The organism is Thermovibrio sp. (assembly GCA_015488335.1).
Lineage (GTDB): Bacteria > Aquificota > Aquificia > Desulfurobacteriales > Desulfurobacteriaceae > Balnearium.
In genome coordinates, this window is sequence record WFNZ01000010.1 from 1 (window position 1) to 16825 (window position 16825).

A 16825-nucleotide genomic window follows, 5' to 3' on the forward strand; every position below is an offset into this window, starting at 1 on the left:
GACTACTCTTAACGGTGCCTTCTCCTGTAGTTGCCCTCAAAAACCTGACCACCTTTATAGAAAAAGAAGAGGGTAAGCTGTTCTTCTTTTCCTACATCTCCCACGAGAACATCCTTCGGCTGCTGCTCTTTCTTCTCTCAACCCGTGAGTTTTTCCTTAAACGGTTCAGGGAGACGCCGGAGCTCTTAGAACACATTTTCCGCCCCGACCTGATAGAGAGGAAGATTGACCTTCATGTTTACAGAGAGCTCCGTTCTGAGCTTGGAAACTTTCAGCTTGTGAAAAATATCCTTGAAGTTGTAGCTCTTCTCAGATACCGGCTGGGAAGGACAGAAATTGAGGAGTTCCTCTCTGAGATTACGTCGGTCTGCGACGGCGTTCTTAAGGATATCTACAGGGAGCTCTCCCCTTCCTTCTCCCTCTCTTCTCTGGGAAAACACGGCAGCAGAGAGATGAACGTTGGTTCAGACCTTGATCTCCTCTTTATTGCCCCTTCCACCGAAGGTAAAGATACCGAGAGGGCTGTAGAGCTGATAAAAAGACTGGAAAATCTGGGCTATGAGGTTGATACTCGCTTGAGACCTTTTGGAGAAAAGGGTGAGTTAGTCTTCACTTCCAACTACTTCAGAAAATACCTGTCTGAAACGGCAAGGCTGTGGGAAAGGCTGGCTTTTACCCGGTTCCGTTTCCTTTTCGGCAGTTTGAAGGATGAAGTTGAGAGTACGGTTAAAGAGTTTGTCTTTGGAGAACCTTTAGACAGTAAAACTCTTGATGGTATTCTCTCTATGAGGGACAGACTTGAAAGAGAACTTGGAAAGAGAGAACCGTTAAAGTATGGAGCAGGTGGAATTGTTGATCTTGAGTTTATCTCCTACACCTACCAGCTCTATTCGGGGAGGTGGCTGAGGCATACCCTTAAATCCCTTAAAGCTTTGGCAGAGGAAGATCCCCGGTTTAACAGAGGGGAAGAACTCTACAGGGAGCTCCGCAGAGTGGAAACAGATACAAGGCTATTTGGAAGTCCTCACATTCCCAATGATAGAATAGAAAACCTGAAACGGGAAATTCGCTCCTTCTACCAGGAGTTTGTGGAATGGATGAGGTCAAGAGTTTAAAAGACTATGCTCAGGAAGTTCTTGACTGTATCAGAGACCGGTACGAGAACTTTTCCTACAGAGGTCAGGATGACCTTGCCGTTATAAGAGAATGGTACAGCCTGGGAATAGAGCCCCACTATGTTCTCATGGCCCTCTCTGAGGAGAACGTTCCCGAGCCTTTTACTTTCAGAGACATAAGGGAAGTGGTAAAGCGGTGGTTTTTCCGCGAGTGCAGGAAAGAGGCCGAAGAGGCAAGGAGAAGCTTCTCAAAGGAGACCCTTCCCTACAACAGAATAGAAAAGCTTTACAAAATAGTGAAGTCCATTCTCATAGAACTTCAGGTGAAAGACCTTTCTGTTGCTGAGAAGATACTATCTCTCAGAAACTACCCCAACCTTCTTGAGGTTGAAAAAGCTCTTAGAGAGATAGAGGATCAGTTCTACGAGATTGTTGAAATGAACTCTCCGAAAACGAAAGAGTGTAGAGAAAAGGCCAGGAAAGAGCTTGAGCCCTATATTCTTTACTGGAATAGGAAAGTTTATAAGATAACAGAAAAAGCCTTAATAAGGGAGTGCCTAAGAAAAGAGTATGGAATCCCCGAGTTCTCGGCTGTTTAAACTCCTTGACTACCCCCGTTGCAATCCTGAAGTTGGGAAAAAGCGGTTTGACCTTTTATCCTCTTTCGGTGTTAAAGACCTTTCTTTCATCTCTAAGGGTTATAGAGGGATTGTTTTTAGGGGAGAGCTCTCCGGTAAACCTGTTGCCGTTAAGATTCCAAGATCCGATGCAGGGAAAGAGTATATAGCTGAAAAAGAGTGTTCTATTCTTAAACACCTTCAGTCATGTTTGGGCGGTAAAAACCCGGCACCTGAGCCCTACATCTGCACACCCGACTTTACTGTTATGGAATGGATAGATGGGATTCCCTTTTCTGAAGCGGTTAAGAAGTACGGTAAAAAGGTAGTTCTGTCTGCTTTAGAGAGCTGTTATCTGCTGGATAGATGCAGAGTTGAGCACTCAGAAATTAAGGGAGAAAAGCACCTTCTCTTTGACGGCGTGAGAGTGAGGATAATTGATTTTGAGAGCGCAAAATTCAAGGAGAAGTCCAGAAACCTGCTCCAGTTCGTCGGTTACCACCTTTTAAGGAGAAGAGAGATTCTTAAAACTTTCGGGGTTGATGAGGGGGAGCTCCTCTCCCTCATCTCAGAGTATAAAAGGAACCCTGAAACGGCCTTTCCCAAAATTCTCTCTCTCTTTGACAAATAGTCCCCTTTGCCTATAATTCCCTTATCAAATTTCCCCCTCTCTGGAGGTGAAAGTTGTCAACAAAGAGGACATATCAACCCAGCAGGCTTCACGGTAAAAGGGTTCACGGTTTCAGGGCCCGTATGAAAAGTAAAAGCGGACGTGAAATTCTCAGAAGGCGCAGGAAGAAGGGCCGCTGGAAGCTTACGGTAAGTGACGAGTGGAAAAGAAGGTAAGGTTTACCTTTAAACCCTACGAGAGGTTAAAGAAGCAGAGGGATTTCAAAAGAGTGTTTGACCACGGGAAGAGCCTTGGCGGTTCTACCGTGGCTTTTTATTTTATGCATAACAATTTGGATTATCCCCGTGCAGCCTTTATTGCTTCAAAAAAAGTTTCCAAACGGGCTGTAGACAGGAACAGGGCAAAGCGGTTGATGAGAGAGGTTTTCAGGCTTAACAAACACAGGATGAAGCCTGTTGATATCATCTTTATAGCGCGAAGGGGAATTCTCGGTAAAAAGTACCAGGATGTTGAAAACGACTTCCTGAAACTGGCGGAAAAAGCAGGCATACTAAAGGAGAAGGGTAATTGATAAAAGCGTTCATTATAAGTTGTGTAAAGTTCTATCAGAAGTTCCTCTCTCCCCTCATGCCCGGTTCCTGTAGATATTATCCCACTTGTTCTAACTACACAATTATGGCCGTTGAGAAATATGGAGTTTTGAAGGGACTGGTAAAATCGGCCTGGAGAGTTTTAAGATGTAACCCCTTTTCAAGAGGAGGGGTAGATTACCCGTAAGGAGTGTAGGTTATGGCAGAACAAAAGGGGACCAGAGCGTCTCTTATACAGGCTGTAATTTTAGCTGCCCTTGTTTTCTTCGGATTTCAACTATTTTTTAGCCATCATAAAGAAAGGGCTCAAGAGCAGGTAAGTAGAAAAGTTGTTGTAAACAATAACATTCCACCTTCTAAAACGCTGGGAACTGTTGTAAAGGTTAATACACCTCTATATACGGCTGAGATATCAACTGTAAACGGCAAATTGATAAAGCTTTACGTAAAAAAATATAAAGCTCAGTTAGTTTCTCCGGTTTCCCAAAATTTAGGTGTTTACCCTTTAATGACCGTTTCCGACAACAGAGCTCTCTCTAAAGAGCTTGCAAGTTTAAACCTTGAACCTTCTACTGTTTCGCTTAACGTTAAAAACAGACCAGAAAAGCTTGTCCTCAAGGGAAAACTACCGGACGGCAGGGAGTTTGTAAAAACTCTCACCTTCTATCCCGACTCTTACAGAATAGATGTTAAAACTTCTCTTAAAGGGGCAAAGCTTCAAACACTTGTAGGCCCAGACATAAAAGTTAACGAGGCCCATACATCAAGGATGGGGCACATCGGTCCTGTCCTTGAAACAGAAGATAAGGTAATAAGGCTTAAACCCAAAGGCATTCCCGGTTACCTTTCCTTTAATAGGGTTCTCTGGGCAGGAGAGGAAGATAAGTACTTCCTGATGGCTGTTAAAGGGAAGAGTTTTCCTGCAACTGTGGAGCTCCTTCCGCCTGAACATACCGTTGTGAGGAATTTTGTTGAAAACTTCACCTTCTACGGCGGTCCGAAAGAGCTTAACCGTTTAGAAAAGTTAGGCCTTGATTCAGCAATAGACTTTGGGATATTTGGATTTGCGGCGAAACCTACTCTAAAACTCTTTCTCTTTCTCCACAGGTTCATCCCCGATTGGGGTCTTCTGATTATTGTCTTTACAGTATTGATCAGGATTCTTCTCCATCCCCTTGCCCATAAAACTTACGTTTCAATGAAGAGAATGCAGGAGCTGGCTCCAAAGCTTGAAGAGATTAAGAAGAAGTACGGAAACGACCCTCAGAAGCTCCAGGAAGAGACGATGAAGCTCTACAAGGAGACCGGAGTTAACCCCGCTTCCGGCTGTCTTCCGATGCTCCTTCAAATTCCCATCTTTTTAGTTCTTTACGAGATATTCCTCAACGCTGTTGAACTAAAGGGAGCTTCTTTCCTCTGGGTTCCTGACCTTTCACAGCCTGACCCTACGTACCTCCTTCCTATTTTAATGGGTGCCTCTATGATACTTCAGCAGTTCCTTACTCCTACTACTAATCCTCAGCAGCGCTACATCTTTATAGCTGTTTCTGTCATTTTTACATTTATGTTTGCCCACTTCCCAGCTGGTCTGGTCTTATACTGGTTTACAAACAACGTAATTACTGCCCTTCAGAACTTTATAATAAAGAAATTTGTAGAGATGAAAGGCGCTTAAAATGGAGTCTGAGAGTTTAACCGTTTACTACTTTCTACTACCTCTTCTCATACTCCTTTCGGCTCTCTTCTCCGCCTCAGAGACTGCCTTTTTCTCACTTAACGTTCTACGGCTTGAAAGACTTGCTGCCGAGGGGAACAAACGGGCTCAAGAGATACTTCATTTTCTTCAGAAACCTGCAGAGCTTATTGCAACAATTTTGATTGGTAACGAGATGGTTAACGTTGCCATAGCTTCTGTTTCTGCCGTTCTCTTTGTAAAGCTCTTTGGAGAAGATAGGGGCGCAGCTCTCTCTGTTCCTATTACTGTAATTACTCTTCTTATTTTTGGAGAGGTTACTCCAAAAACCCTTGCCATAAAGTACAACGAGAAGTATGCTTTTTTGATTTTTCCCTTTCTGAAGTTTGTCAGTAAGTTAATAGCACCTTTTAGAAAGCTGCTTGTTGGTTTTGCCTCTTTTGTTTTAAAACCCTTTGGGGTGGAGCTGTTTAGTAAGCCGAAGGTAATTACTGATGAGGAGTTTATGATTCTCGTTTCTGAAGGTGCTAAAGAGGGAACCATTGAGGCTGAAGAGTTTAAACTCATTGATAAGACTCTTGATCTTGGGGAGATGGACGTTAGAGAGATAATGGTTCCCAAACATAGGGTTTTTGCCCTTCCAGAAGATATGAAAGTTGGCAAAGCCCTTGAGGTTTTAAAGAACGTGAAGTTTTCGCGGATTCCCATTTACAGGGGTTCACTTGACCAGATTACGGGAATTCTCTACACAAGGAGAATTCTTCCCCTTACTCTTAAGCCAGAGGATTTTGATAGACCCATTAAAGACTTTGCCGATAAGCCTTTCTTTATTACTGAATTCCTGACCCTTGATGAGTTGCTTGATCAGATGCAGAAGACCCGTCGCCATATGGCCATTGTTGTTGATGAGTACGGAAACACTGCAGGAATCGTTACTTTAGATGACATTCTTCGGGAGATTGTGGGGGAGCTCCCCGATGAGAAAAACGGTAAAACCTGTGAAGAAGTTGAGAAACTGTCTGAGAAAATGTACAGGTTTTCGGGAGATACGCCGGTTGAGGAGCTGAAGGAAATCCTGGAGCTTTCCGACGACAAAGTCCTAAATGAGGTTGATACTGTTTCTGGACTGATAATGGCCCTTCTTAAGAGAATACCAAACGAGGGGGACAGTGTAGACTACCAGGGCTACAGGTTTACTGTTGAGAAGAAGAAGGGAAACAGGATTGAGTCTGTAGTTGTTGAGAGGATAGAGTGATGGAGTTGTGGCCCCTCTTTCTTATCCTCCTCTGTGTTCTCTCAGAAGCCTTCTTCTCAGGCAGTGAGATAGCGGTTGTTTCCCTTCCGAAGGTGGAGCTCCAGAAACGCTTAAAGAGAGGAGATAGGAGGGCAAAACTCCTCTCTGAACTCTTAAAGGAGCCAGAAAAACTGTTAACAACTACTCTTATTGGAACCAATCTATCTACCGTTACCGGTTCAACGATCTTTACTACATATGTAATGGGCGGAATAGTTCACTCGTTCCCTTTTCTCTCAGACTACCCGGAACTTGTTACCGTTCTCTGTTTTACTCCGGTGACTCTCACCTTTGGAGAGTTAATTCCAAAGAGCCTGTTTCAGAAGTACTCCTACGTTGTTGCCTTCAAAATTGTTTATCCCATTTACTTTTTCTACATTCTCTTTAAGCCTGTTTCGTTCGTTGTTATGGGATTTTCAAAGTTCGTTGCCCACCTTTTGAATGCGGAAGAGGAGAGGAGCCCCTTTGTTACGAAGGAGGAGCTGAAACTTTTAGTTGAGAGCGGTTCCCGGTTTAACGTAGATAAGACTGAAAGAGATATTTTAAGGAACGTTCTTGAGTTAAAAGAGAAGTCTATTGGTAGCGTATACACGCCACTTTCAAAAGTTATAGCAGTGAGTGAGAATGCTTCAGTTCTTGAAGCCCTTGAACTTATGGAAAAGAGCGGTTTTTCAAAGCTTCCCGTTTACGAAGGAAGGATAGACAACATTGTCGGTTACATCCTTGTTTCAGACCTTATCTCGGTTAATAAGCCCGACTTGAAAGTTCGGGAGATAATGAGGCCTATTCTAATTCTTCCTGAATATATGAACATATTTGATGCTCTTAAAGAGTTTAAGAAGAACAAGGAGCAAATGGGAATAGTTGTTGACGAGTTCGGATCAACGCTTGGGATCGTTACCATTGAGGATATTTTGGAAGAGGTAGTAGGAAGGATAGAGGACGAGTTTGACAGGGAAACGTTTAAGATAGAAAAAACAAAAAATGGTGTAATTACCGATGCTTCCGCAGAAATTGAGGAACTGAACAGGATTTTAAAGAAGCCTCTACCGGAAAGTCCAGACTATGTAAGTGTAGCCGGACTGATTCTTTCCAGGTTAGGACGATTTCCTAAAGAGGGAGAGAAGTTGGAGCTCCCTTACCATACCCTTACAGTTGAAGAGGTTGACAGGAAGAGAATAAAACGGGTTAAGATAGAGGAGAAGTAGACTTAAAGGACTCTGTTAAGGAACTCTTCAACTTCGGAGACAGAGAAAACCCTGCTCCAGCGCCTTATTTCACTGTTTCCCTCTCTCAGTATCAGCGTAGGAGCAGAGAAAACCATTGATTGAGCAGCTTCTACAGGATTTTCTTCAATGTTAATCTCCTTCAGTTCAATTCCGAACTTTGTGGCAACATCTTCAAGTTTTGGCTTAAGAGCAATGCAGACGTTACACCTCTTTGAGCTGTAGAGAATTAGCTCCATCTTTCCTCTCCACAGTTATCTCTACAGGGTGGTGTTCTTTGATTTTTTCCTCTTTCAGAATTCTCCTGACAAGCTTTTCAACCTTTTCAGGGTTTTCCGTCTCAATTTTTATTTTCAACATTCCTCCTTTCTCTTTATCTGGAACAGAAATAACTTTTACCTTGGCGTCTTTAAATCTGCTTTCAACTTCCCTTTTCAGCAGGGCTAAAAACATGGGGTGTTTTTTAAAGAACTCTTCTCTCTCCTTTATCCTCCAGTCAATGTAATTTTTCAGTCTGACAGATGTAAGGCTTCTGTAAATAGCTTCAAATAGAAGAGTTCCTATAAGGACAACAGTTACAGACCTCAAAGAGTTTGGGTTGGTCCTCAGATTGTATCCTATGAGAACTATTCCAGAAATGACGCACAGGAGAAAGGCAAGAAGCGATATCCACCTGTTTGAGTTTGTATACCTGTAAAGTTTAAAGTTTGCAAAGTTAACAGCTGCAAATATTGAAAGGAATCCAAAACTCCCTGCAACAGAGATATTCTCAAGGTTAAAGAGTGTGGCGAAGAGGATAGTTAGAACTGCAAGTATAAGAAGGCCTTCTGTTCCTTCTCTCCACACCTTTTTGCTCACGCTTTTTGGGAGAGCTCCAAGCTTTGCCACCAGATAGCTCACCCTTGCGCTTCCGTAGAGTGTTGCGTTTATCGCCGAGGCTGTAGAGAGAAGGGCTGCTATGCCGATTAGAACGAACCCAAACTTTCCAAGAAAAGGTTCTGCGGCAACCGCTAATGCGTAGTCTTTGTACTTTACAACCTGCTGATAGGTAAGGTTTGCCACAGCAACTGCAGCTACCAGAACGTAGACTCCTATAACTGTGAGAACACTTGCGTAGTAGGCTTTAGGTAGTGTTTTTTCCGGATTTTCTACGTCTTGAGCTGTGTTCGCTATCAGTTCAAACCCTTCGTATGCCAGAAATATTATGAGACCTCCGACCATTATCTTCAGAAAACTCTCCCAGTGTTCCGGTGAAAGTTTTGAGAAGTCTCCAGTTAGAAATCCTAATGCCGAAAAGAACATTAGAATACCTAACTTGGTAAATACCATAATATCTTCCGTTTTACCGCTTACGTAAGCCCCTAAGAAATTGATAAACGCCAGGAAGGAGACGATTCCTGCTATTAGTAGTTTCTTTACTAAGGGTATTTCGTGGCCGAAGATGAGGGCAGAGCCGTAACTTCCAAAGGCGTAGGAGTATAGAGCAAGCATTATTACGTAGCTTGCAAGCAGTAGAGTGTTCATGTAAGCTGTAAAAAAGTTGTTGCCAAAACCCTGAACTAAAAACTCTACCGTTCCACCTTCACTCGGGTATCTTACTGAAAGCTTGGCGTAAGAGTAGGCTGTTAGTAGTGCTATCGTTCCTGCAAATAAAAAAGCTACAGGTGCAGCACCTTTTGAGAGGAGAATTGTAAGCCCTAAAACGGCAAAGATACCTCCTCCTATCATTCCTCCAACGCCTATTGAGTAGGCTTCCCAGAATCCTATTTTCTTTTTCATTTATTTAACTCCTGCATAGTTGTTAAATTCTTTGTGTGGTATGAATTTACTATCTCTTTTTCGGGAGAGCAACATTGAGGATTGCAATTTTTACGGATAACTTCAGGCTTGACATGGGGGGTGGAACGAAAGTTGTTTACGATACTGCCCGTGGTTTGAAAGATTTGGGGCATGAAGTCTTAATAGTAACTGGAAGGTCTGTTGATGATTCTCTTAAAAGGGAATTTAAAGTTTTTAGCCTTCCCAGTTTTAGGTATCCCTTTTACGATAAAGCAGAGTTTGTTCTGCCAAGCCTTGATTTAATAAGGGAAATTGAACAGTTCAACCCAGATGTTATCCACTATCACGAGCCCTTTACTGCCGGAATGGTAGCAGTTATTGTCGGCAGGTATGTAAAAAAACCGGTTGTAGGAACGGTTCACGTTGATCCTATGCACATCTCTTACCACTCTTTGAGGTTAGATAACGGTAAGATCGCGAAGCTTCTGGTTGGCTTTATGGCGAAACAATCTGATGCCATGGTTTTTGTCTCCAGCTATCAGCTTAAAACCTACAGGCCTTTTCTTCCAGAAAATATTCTCTTAAGAGTTATTTATCCGGGGATACCCGATTACTTCTTCTCATCAAGGAAGGCCTCTTTTGGAAAGAGGGTTATAACCGTAACGAGGCTTGCTCCGGAAAAGAATCTTGAGTTTGGTCTTCGTGTTATATCTGAAGCTCAAAGGGTTGTGGATTTTGAGTATCTTGTTGTAGGTGAAGGTCCTGAGAGAGGAAGACTTGAAAAGCTTGCAGATGAGTTAAACGTTAAGGTTAAGTTTTTAGGAAAAATTAAGAGAGAGAAACTTGTGGAGCTCTACTCTTCATCTTCTCTTTTCTTTCTGCCGTCAAAGTATGAGACTTTTGGCCTTGTCTTTGCCGAGGCTATGGCCTGCGGTCTTCCGGTTGTCTGTCTGAACTCAGGTTCTGCTCCTGAGGTTGTGGGTGAAGCTGGTTTTGTCTGTAGTGAAAACGTTAGTTCAGTTGCAGAAAGTCTTAAATTGCTTTTGAGTGATAGAGAGCTCTGGAAGAGAAAGTCGGTTCTGGCAAGAGAGAGAGCAGAAAAATTTAGAGTTGCAAATTCCGTAAAAGAGCACTTGGAACTCTACAAAGAGCTCCTCTCCTGATCCCTTTTCTTTAATAGTAGCTTAACTGTTCCGTAAACACACCTGTTGTAGGGAACTTCTACCCCCTTCTCCTCTGCCTTCCTTATGAGGGCTCCCGTTATTCCTTCAAGCTCTATCGGTTTTCCCCTCTCAAAGTCTAAGAGCATGCTGGTTTTGTAGTTCATAAGGTCTGGAGAGGATTTGAGGTAGTTCTCCATGATTTTCGGCTTCAGTTTAACACCGTGGGCTTCTGCAACAGCGTAGCACTCCTCCATCAGTTTCTTTAAAATCTGGTATGTTTCGGGGAGCTCCAGCATCTCTCCAACTGTTGCCCTTGTTATTACGGAGTAGGGGTTAAACGCAATATTCCAGACAAGTTTTTTCCAAAGGGTGTATCTTATATCCCTTGAAGCCCTCGCCTCAATTCCGCACTTTTTCATCTCTTCAACTAATTTTTCAACCCTCTCTGAGGGCTTTCCATAGAGTTCCCCAATCTCCAAAAGCCCTGCGGCCTCGTGGACAACCATTCCCGGCTCAGAAACGTAGGTTCCTATGAATGCCGTTGCCCCTAAAACGTGCTCTTTCCCTAAATACTTCGCCAGAATCTCCTCGTTCTCAATTCCGTTCTGAACTGAAATGACGACGGTGTCTTCCTTCAGCATCGGCTTTATTAGAGGGGCAACCTTCTCTGTGTCGTAGGACTTTACGCAGACCAAAATAGCATCGGCCTTTCCGGCCTCTTCCGGTCTGTTTGTAAACTTAACCTTTTCTCCCTCTTTAACTGTGAACTCGCCGTGTTTGAAGCTCTTAACTGTTAATCCCTTTTTCTTCATTGCCTTAAGATGCTCACCCCTTGCTATAAAAACGACCTCGTGGCCGCACCTTGCAAGCATTCCACCGTAGAAACTCCCTACTCCACCGGCTCCGAAAACTACAAATTTCAAGGTTCTCTCCTTTTTTTGGAATATAGGAAGGGGGAGAGGAGCTCCCTCCCCTTTAAACGTCCTGGATGGCGCCTTTTGAGGCAGAGGTTACGAGCTTTGCGTATTTTCTTAAGAGCTTTGACTTTATCTCCTTCTGCTTCGGCTTGAACTCTGAGAGCCTCTTCTGGAGCTCCTCGTCGCTTATGAGGAGTTCTAACTTCCTCTCAGGAACGTTTATGTGGATCTTGTCTCCGTCTCTCACAACGCCTATTGGACCTCCTTCGGCAGCTTCAGGGGAGATGTGGCCGATACACGGGCCGTGGGTTCCGCCGGAGAACCTTCCGTCTGTTATGAGGGCAACGGACTCTCCAAGCCCCATTCCCATGACGGCAGCCGTTACTGCCAGCATCTCCCTCATTCCGGGGCCGCCCTTGGGCCCTTCATACCTGATTACTATCACGTCTCCCGCCTTTATCTGGCCTTCCATAACGGCCTTCATTGCGTCCTCTTCACAGTCAAAGACCCTGGCGGTTCCCGTAAAGACCTTCATCCTGTCTGAAACTGCACCCTGCTTTATTACGGCTCCATCTGGGGCAAGGTTTCCGTAGAGGATTGCAATTCCGCCTTCAGGGCTGTAGGGCCTGTCTAACGGCCTTATAACATCGTCGTCCCATATCCTTGCAGCCGCTGCAATCTCCCTTATGTCTGTTCCAAGAACAGTCGGGTTGCTTTCAAGCTTCTCAAAGAGCCTGTTCATAACCCCCGGAATTCCGCCTGCGTAGTGGAGGTCTTCCATCAGGTATTTACCGCCGGGCCTCATTGAGCAGATCTTTGGGGTTTCCCTGCTGAGCTCGTCAAAGAGCTTTATCTCAAAGGGAACTCCCGCCTCGTGGGCAATTGCCGGCAGGTGGAGGACTGTGTTTGTTGAACCTCCTAAAGCCAGGTCAACCCTTATGGCGTTTCTGAAAGCTGCAGGAGTGAGGATATCCCTTGCCTTTACGTCCTTTTTAACGAGCTCAACGATTTTCTCTCCGGATGCTTCTGCAAGCCTCTTCTTCTCAGCCAGAGGTGCAGGTGATGTTCCACAGTAGGGGAGGGACATTCCTAGAGCCTCGGTTAAACAGGCCATTGTGTTTGCCGTGAACATCCCCTGGCAGGCTCCCGATGAGGGGCAGGCTGCTCCCTCAAGCTCAAGGAGCTCCTCTAAGGTTATCTCCCCAGCCTTATACCTGCCGATTGCCTCAAAGGTATGTGTTACAAGGTCTAACCTCTCCCTTCCTCTCCTGCCTGCAAGCATCGGGCCGGCGGTTACAACTATTGCCGGGATGTTTACCCTTGCCGCCCCCATGAGCATTCCAGGGGTTATCTTGTCGCAGGCCGTTAAGAGGACGATTCCGTCTAACTGGTGGGCGTTTACGATATCCTCAACTGCGTCTGCAATAAGCTCCCTCAGGGGAAGAGAGAATCTCATTCCCTCGTGTCCCATCGCTATTCCGTCGCAAACTGCAGGAACACGGACGATAAAGGGAGTTCCTCCGGCTGCCGCAACTCCCCTTTCAATGAACCTCTCCAATGAGAACATGTCGGCATGGCCGGGAACAAGGTCTGTCCAGCTTGAGATTATTCCGATGAGGGGCTTTTCAATGTCTTTCCTCTGGAGCCCCGTTGCCATCATGAGGGCTCTTGCGGGAAGCTTCTCAAACTCCCTTAGGACATCACTTCTCATTCTCAGCTTCCTCCTTTGCCTTCTTCATGAGGAGCATCATCTCATCCCTCAGGCGGAGCCTCTCCTTCTTCATCCTTTCAAGCTCAAGCTCCTCCTGGGGAGTGAGGACAGCCTTCTTCTCCATCTTGTCAATTATGTCGTCAAGCTCCTGGTGTTTCTTCTCTAAGGTCTTAAAGTGGTGAAACTTCTCCCTTGCAAGGGCTTTCAGATTCTCATCTCTCAGCATCTTCTCCTCCTAAATTGAGTTTCATTATGAGAGCTCTCTCTCTTCCGTAGTAGTTCTCCCTCTCTGAAATCTTCCTGAATCCAAACCTTTCGTAGAGAGAAATCGCTTTCCTGTTTTTCTCACTAACTTCCAAAATGACTTCCCTCGCTCCTATTTTTTTAGCTCTTTCAAGGAGTTTGGAAAGGAGTATTCTTCCTATTCCCTTTCCCTGGAATTTCCCCTTTACGCCTATCCTGTGGAGCTCGCAGGTCTCCCCGATAATCCACGAGAGGCAGTACCCTGCAGTTTCAGAGTTAAGTTTTGCGACAAGGCCAAGTGAAAAGGGCAGTTCCAACTCTCTCCTCAGCGTCTCCTCTGAGTAGGGCTCGTCAAAGAGCTCCCTCTCTAACTTAAGTATATCCGATAGGTCTTCCTCTTTAAAGCGTTCTACACTGAGGTTTTGCATCGTGGTCTCTTACGTAGTGGAACGTTAAGGGTGAGAGTTCTTCTTCTGGAATTAAGAGGAGTTTTGTTGATAGGGGAGCTCTCTCCTCAAGGTGTGGGAGCTCTGCGAGGGGTGGGGGGAGCTCCCCCTTAAAGACAATCAGCGGATTTTCAATTTTTGATAGTTCCCTAAAAAGTTCTTCAGGAGTAATATCAGTTTCCGTTCCGTGGAGCTCCGAATAAACCTTTCCCCTCCTTGCAGGGATTACGGGAAAGACGTTAAACCCCAAACTCTCGTATCCCCACTTTAGGGCTTTGAGAGTTGTTGTGGAGAAAACTTTAACCCCACACTCTTTAAAGGCCTTTCCTACAGAGACAGAGAGCCTCACCCCCGTAAAGGAGCCGGGGCCTGACGAGACAATAACCTCTTCAACATCTTCCTTTTTTACTCCCGCCAGATTAAGAGCCCTCTCTATCTGGCTGAATACAACTTCAGCGTGGAGCTTTGGCCTGTTCCATGAAATAGAAGAGATAACTTTCCCATCAACTTCAACGGAAATGCTCCCTTCAGGTAGGGAAAGGTCTATGGCAAGCCTCGTCATGCCGTCTTTATGACCCTTACTAAAATCGGTTTTCCGTTTTCGTCAACGTCTAATATTTCAATTTTCACGTTTGCAATGTCTATCGTCTTTCTCTTCTTGAGAACAATTCCCCTCTCCTTTGCAAGCCGTTCTATCAGGTCAATAAGGTATTTATCCTCTTCAAAGGGGATGTGGACGTCCAACATCTCGTTAAGGGATTCAATTGTTATGTACGGGTCAATGATTACTGCCGTTCCCGGTGGGATGCTTTTCAGCGTGAGGAACTTCCTTATGAAGAAAAGGATGAGGAGAGAAATGGTTCCTAATAAAACATTCTTAAAATCGTAGCCTGCAATGATAATTTCCCTTGCAATTGCTATTAAAAGAACGTCAAAAACAATTCTCGGCTGGTGTTTTACAAGCATTATGGCAAGTTCAACAACAATTACAAACATAAGGAGAGGAGAAATAAGCTCTTTCAGGCTCTCTGCTGCATCTTTCATATGACCTGTAAGGATAATTTCTTCTACATGAATTACCTTCGGAGAGAGAAGTAAAAATTCAATAAAAAGAACAATTGATATTGCTAAAAGTGTAAATGTTATAACCAGCAGGAATATATCTGCAACTTTTGTGAGAAACTGCTCAGCTCTTTTTACATAGGTCATCATATCCCCAGCCCTCCTAAGTACCATTTTATCAGGGCGTCTCCGAAGTAGAGGGATAGGAGAGCTCCAATTGAGAGGAAAGGCCCGAATGGGATCGCTTTTTCCCGTTTCTCTTTGTTAATCAAGATTAATGAGATTCCAAAGAGAGCTCCAACAAATGAGGCCAGGAAGAGGGTAAGTAAAACCTTCTTCCACCCCAAAAAGGCCCCCACAACGGCCATTATGTTGGCGTCCCCGTAGCCCATTCCTTCTTTTCCTGTAAAAACGTAGTATGTCTCTATTATGAAGAGGATGATGCCTGCCCCGAACGACGCTCCAAAAACGGCCTCTTTGAAAGAGTGGTTGGGAACGAAGAATGAGAGAAAGAGGCCTGAGAGGAGAGCTCCGTAGCTGAGCCTAACGGGAACCTCCATCGTTTTCAGGTCTATAAAAGAGACAACTATCAGGTAGTAGGTAAGTATTAAGTAGTAGAGAGCAGAAAAGGTTAGCCCGAATCTACAGACGGCTGCAGCCGTTAGTAAACCGGTGAGGAGTTCAACTGCCGGATACTGGTAGCTTATCCTTTCACCACAGCTCCGGCACCTTCCCCTCAGCAACAGGTAGCTGATAACCGGAATGTTGTCGTAGGGCTTTATCTTTTCCCCACACTTTGGGCAGTGGGACGGCGGCCAGACGACAGATTCGCCCTTAGGAATCCTGTAGATGCAGACGTTCAGGAAACTGCCTATGAAGAGACCTAAAATAAAGGCTCCAAGGCAGATTATCCCCATCAGTGGGTCTCCTTGGGGGCAGACTTAACAAAACGGACAAGCCCCCTTAAGAATTCAGACCACTTCTCAACGGCAGACTTCACGTCTGTCTGGAGAACTTTAAGGGCTTCCTCCTCCTTTCCCTCATACATAAGGTCGTCTAACTTGAAAACGGCGTCCTCAAGCTTTGCAATCTCCTCGTCTATCCCCTCGTAGATGGGGAGTATCTTTGAGCCGGAATCTACAAGCTTTACTGTCCAGTCTAAGGAGTCCAACAGGTTGTGGAGCATCAGTTTTGCAAGCTCCGGCTTTGTGTTCCAGTCTGAGACTATCTGGTCTATGGCGTTTCTCATCCCCTCAAGTGCTACAAGGGCAAGCTCAATCTGTTTCCTTACCATGTTCTGGGCGGGTTCTGTTACTATGTTGAGCTCTTCAAGGTCTTTCACCTCGTCAACCTTAGACGGGTGGAGCTTCTCTCCCTTTCTCTCAACGTACTTAATTGACCTTTCAGGGAAGAGGTAGCGGTACTCTATTAGGCGTAAAAGTCCGGTTGTTGATGTTCCTTCAGCCTGTTTTCCCACCTCAAACTCAACAGGTTTTCCGTCAATCCTTACCTTAAGCTTCCTCTTTCCCCGTGACGTTCTCAAAGAGCACCTCCAGAGCTCTCTCCTTTGTTAGCTTAACCGCCTCTCTCCTTCCCACAAACAGTGAAGAGAGGAATCTGAGGAGCTTCTCATCTCCCAGGGGAAATTTAATCCTCCTCACTGCGTTAACAATTGCCGTGGCTTCCCTCTCAACCTGCTGGACTGTTTCATACCTGTATGAGAGGGCCTCCCTCAGGGCGTCTAAAACCTCCCGCTGTTCCTCTTTCAGGCCGTTTATAAGTGGAATCTCTGAGTGGTAGTTGAGGAGCTCCCCCGCCTTCGCAAGTGCATTCCCCCTCATGTAGCCCAGCCCCTTAACGCTTCCAAGGAGCGAGAACTTAAAGGGGATTCCACTCCGAACCATCATGACAGCCCTGTGGACTGTCTCAAAGTCAAAGATGTTAAGCCTGCAGAGGAGCTGACCTAAAAGGGAGCTCTCCGGCGGCAGGGTGGAGAGCTCCCCCGGCGGCCTTGCAACGTTCTTAAAGGGGAAGAAGCCACCTGAAGCGTAAAAGGTCAGAACCTCGTAGTTGTCGTCTGCTTCCAGGCCTGTTTTCTCTTCAACGAGTTCTAAAATCTTTTCTGACTCCCTCCGGAAGCCCTCTCCTGTGAAAATCTCAACGCTCCTTGGGTTAAACTCTTTCCTTATGAAAGGCCTTAAAACAAAGGAGTAGCCTACCGTCAGGTTCTCCTCTAAAAGCTCTTCCGAGGCGTCTAACCTCTCCTTAAACTCTCTGTAGCAGTAGGGAGAGACAAAAGAGGAGACGAGGAGTTTTGTAAGGGGAGCTGGAGCTGTTC

The 16825-nt window shown here is 45.1% G+C and carries 20 protein-coding genes and 1 pseudogene; 10 read left to right on the forward strand and 11 right to left on the reverse strand.

From position 1 onward, the window contains the following. From F8H35_RS00955 to F8H35_RS00995, 9 genes and pseudogenes are all read left to right on the forward strand, one after another. Positions 1-1115: pseudogene (locus F8H35_RS00955) on the forward strand (glutamate-ammonia-ligase adenylyltransferase); the annotation flags it as partial. Then, a complete protein-coding gene (locus F8H35_RS00960; RefSeq protein WP_472571704.1) occupies positions 1094-1714 on the forward strand; it encodes a hypothetical protein in 621 nt (206 codons plus the stop codon). The pseudogene F8H35_RS00955 and the gene F8H35_RS00960, both read left to right, overlap by 22 nt. Beyond that, positions 1686-2363, forward strand: coding sequence for a hypothetical protein (locus tag F8H35_RS00965; protein ID WP_472571705.1), 678 nt, complete (start codon positions 1686-1688; stop codon positions 2361-2363). Before F8H35_RS00960 ends, F8H35_RS00965 begins: the two co-directional genes overlap by 29 nt. Before the next feature lie 53 nt (positions 2364-2416). After that, positions 2417-2578 carry a 50S ribosomal protein L34 gene (gene rpmH / locus F8H35_RS00970; RefSeq protein ID WP_121169687.1) on the forward strand — a complete coding sequence of 54 codons (162 nt, stop codon included), beginning with the start codon at positions 2417-2419 and terminating at the stop codon, positions 2576-2578. Continuing rightward, complete coding sequence (rnpA, locus tag F8H35_RS00975) at positions 2563-2934, forward strand: ribonuclease P protein component (RefSeq protein ID WP_472571706.1); 372 nt, start codon at positions 2563-2565, stop codon at positions 2932-2934. The genes rpmH and rnpA overlap by 16 nt, the downstream gene beginning before the upstream one ends. Further along, positions 2934-3140: a membrane protein insertion efficiency factor YidD gene (gene yidD, locus F8H35_RS00980; protein ID WP_472571721.1), complete on the forward strand. Its 207-nt coding sequence runs from the start codon at positions 2934-2936 to the stop codon at positions 3138-3140. The genes rnpA and yidD overlap by 1 nt, the downstream gene beginning before the upstream one ends. A 12-nt stretch (positions 3141-3152) precedes the next feature. Then, positions 3153-4628 (forward strand): membrane protein insertase YidC, encoded by a 1476-nt coding sequence (yidC, locus tag F8H35_RS00985; RefSeq protein WP_472571707.1) that lies wholly within the window; start codon positions 3153-3155, stop codon positions 4626-4628. A 1-nt stretch (position 4629) separates the two neighbouring features. After that, positions 4630-5901 (forward strand): hemolysin family protein, encoded by a 1272-nt coding sequence (locus tag F8H35_RS00990; RefSeq protein WP_472571708.1) that lies wholly within the window; start codon positions 4630-4632, stop codon positions 5899-5901. Further along, positions 5901-7148: a hemolysin family protein gene (locus F8H35_RS00995; protein WP_472571709.1), complete on the forward strand. Its 1248-nt coding sequence runs from the start codon at positions 5901-5903 to the stop codon at positions 7146-7148. Before F8H35_RS00990 ends, F8H35_RS00995 begins: the two co-directional genes overlap by 1 nt. 2 nt (positions 7149-7150) lie before the next feature. Here F8H35_RS00995 and F8H35_RS01000 read toward each other — a convergent pair whose 3' ends face one another. Together F8H35_RS01000 and F8H35_RS01005 are read right to left on the reverse strand one after the other, a co-directional pair. Beyond that, positions 7151-7405, reverse strand: a complete 255-nt coding sequence (locus tag F8H35_RS01000; protein WP_472571710.1) for a thioredoxin family protein — start codon at positions 7403-7405, stop codon at positions 7151-7153. Continuing rightward, entirely contained in the window at positions 7371-8945 is a 1575-nt protein-coding gene (locus tag F8H35_RS01005) for an APC family permease (RefSeq protein WP_472571711.1), read from the reverse strand. The genes F8H35_RS01000 and F8H35_RS01005 overlap by 35 nt, the downstream gene beginning before the upstream one ends. Positions 8946-9019: 74 nt before the next feature. Here F8H35_RS01005 and F8H35_RS01010 point away from each other — a divergent pair, with 74 nt between their 5' ends. Further along, complete coding sequence (locus F8H35_RS01010; protein ID WP_472571712.1) at positions 9020-10108, forward strand: glycosyltransferase; 1089 nt, start codon at positions 9020-9022, stop codon at positions 10106-10108. Here F8H35_RS01010 and F8H35_RS01015 read toward each other — a convergent pair. The 9 genes from F8H35_RS01015 to F8H35_RS01055 form a co-directional block, all read right to left on the reverse strand. Next, positions 10087-11031, reverse strand: a complete 945-nt coding sequence (locus F8H35_RS01015; protein ID WP_472569207.1) for a ketopantoate reductase family protein — start codon at positions 11029-11031, stop codon at positions 10087-10089. The genes F8H35_RS01010 and F8H35_RS01015 overlap by 22 nt on opposite strands. A 52-nt stretch (positions 11032-11083) precedes the next feature. After that, entirely contained in the window at positions 11084-12736 is a 1653-nt protein-coding gene (gene ilvD, locus F8H35_RS01020) for a dihydroxy-acid dehydratase (RefSeq protein WP_472571713.1), read from the reverse strand. After that, entirely contained in the window at positions 12726-12962 is a 237-nt protein-coding gene (locus tag F8H35_RS01025) for a YdcH family protein (protein WP_472571714.1), read from the reverse strand. The genes ilvD and F8H35_RS01025 overlap by 11 nt, the downstream gene beginning before the upstream one ends. Beyond that, entirely contained in the window at positions 12949-13407 is a 459-nt protein-coding gene (gene rimI, locus F8H35_RS01030) for a ribosomal protein S18-alanine N-acetyltransferase (protein ID WP_472571715.1), read from the reverse strand. Before rimI ends, F8H35_RS01025 begins: the two co-directional genes overlap by 14 nt. After that, positions 13379-13987 (reverse strand): tRNA (adenosine(37)-N6)-threonylcarbamoyltransferase complex dimerization subunit type 1 TsaB, encoded by a 609-nt coding sequence (gene tsaB / locus F8H35_RS01035; RefSeq protein ID WP_472571716.1) that lies wholly within the window; start codon positions 13985-13987, stop codon positions 13379-13381. Before tsaB ends, rimI begins: the two co-directional genes overlap by 29 nt. Beyond that, positions 13984-14637, reverse strand: a complete 654-nt coding sequence (locus tag F8H35_RS01040) for a hypothetical protein (protein ID WP_472571717.1) — start codon at positions 14635-14637, stop codon at positions 13984-13986. The genes tsaB and F8H35_RS01040 overlap by 4 nt, the downstream gene beginning before the upstream one ends. Continuing rightward, complete coding sequence (locus tag F8H35_RS01045) at positions 14634-15404, reverse strand: prepilin peptidase (protein WP_472571718.1); 771 nt, start codon at positions 15402-15404, stop codon at positions 14634-14636. The genes F8H35_RS01040 and F8H35_RS01045 overlap by 4 nt, the downstream gene beginning before the upstream one ends. Then, complete coding sequence (locus F8H35_RS01050) at positions 15404-16030, reverse strand: hypothetical protein (protein ID WP_472571719.1); 627 nt, start codon at positions 16028-16030, stop codon at positions 15404-15406. The genes F8H35_RS01045 and F8H35_RS01050 overlap by 1 nt, the downstream gene beginning before the upstream one ends. Beyond that, on the reverse strand, positions 15999-16825 hold an 827-nt coding region (locus tag F8H35_RS01055; protein ID WP_472571720.1), incomplete at its 5' end, for a hypothetical protein. The genes F8H35_RS01050 and F8H35_RS01055, both read right to left, overlap by 32 nt.

Bases quoted from the DNA above. Each gene is read 5' to 3' on its own strand.
- F8H35_RS00960 (WP_472571704.1), top strand. From the start codon at position 1,094: ATGGATGAGGTCAAGAGTTTAAAAGACTATGCTCAGGAAGTTCTTGAC.
- F8H35_RS00965 (WP_472571705.1), top strand. From the start codon at position 1,686: ATGGAATCCCCGAGTTCTCGGCTGTTTAAACTCCTTGACTACCCCCGT.
- yidC (WP_472571707.1), top strand. From the start codon at position 3,153: ATGGCAGAACAAAAGGGGACCAGAGCGTCTCTTATACAGGCTGTAATT.
- F8H35_RS00990 (WP_472571708.1), top strand. From the start codon at position 4,630: ATGGAGTCTGAGAGTTTAACCGTTTACTACTTTCTACTACCTCTTCTC.
- F8H35_RS00995 (WP_472571709.1), top strand. From the start codon at position 5,901: ATGGAGTTGTGGCCCCTCTTTCTTATCCTCCTCTGTGTTCTCTCAGAA.
- F8H35_RS01000 (WP_472571710.1), bottom strand. From the start codon at position 7,405: ATGGAGCTAATTCTCTACAGCTCAAAGAGGTGTAACGTCTGCATTGCT.
- F8H35_RS01005 (WP_472571711.1), bottom strand. From the start codon at position 8,945: ATGAAAAAGAAAATAGGATTCTGGGAAGCCTACTCAATAGGCGTTGGA.
- ilvD (WP_472571713.1), bottom strand. From the start codon at position 12,736: ATGAGAAGTGATGTCCTAAGGGAGTTTGAGAAGCTTCCCGCAAGAGCC.
- F8H35_RS01025 (WP_472571714.1), bottom strand. From the start codon at position 12,962: ATGCTGAGAGATGAGAATCTGAAAGCCCTTGCAAGGGAGAAGTTTCAC.
- rimI (WP_472571715.1), bottom strand. From the start codon at position 13,407: ATGCAAAACCTCAGTGTAGAACGCTTTAAAGAGGAAGACCTATCGGAT.
- tsaB (WP_472571716.1), bottom strand. From the start codon at position 13,987: ATGACGAGGCTTGCCATAGACCTTTCCCTACCTGAAGGGAGCATTTCC.
- F8H35_RS01040 (WP_472571717.1), bottom strand. From the start codon at position 14,637: ATGATGACCTATGTAAAAAGAGCTGAGCAGTTTCTCACAAAAGTTGCA.
- F8H35_RS01045 (WP_472571718.1), bottom strand. From the start codon at position 15,404: ATGGGGATAATCTGCCTTGGAGCCTTTATTTTAGGTCTCTTCATAGGC.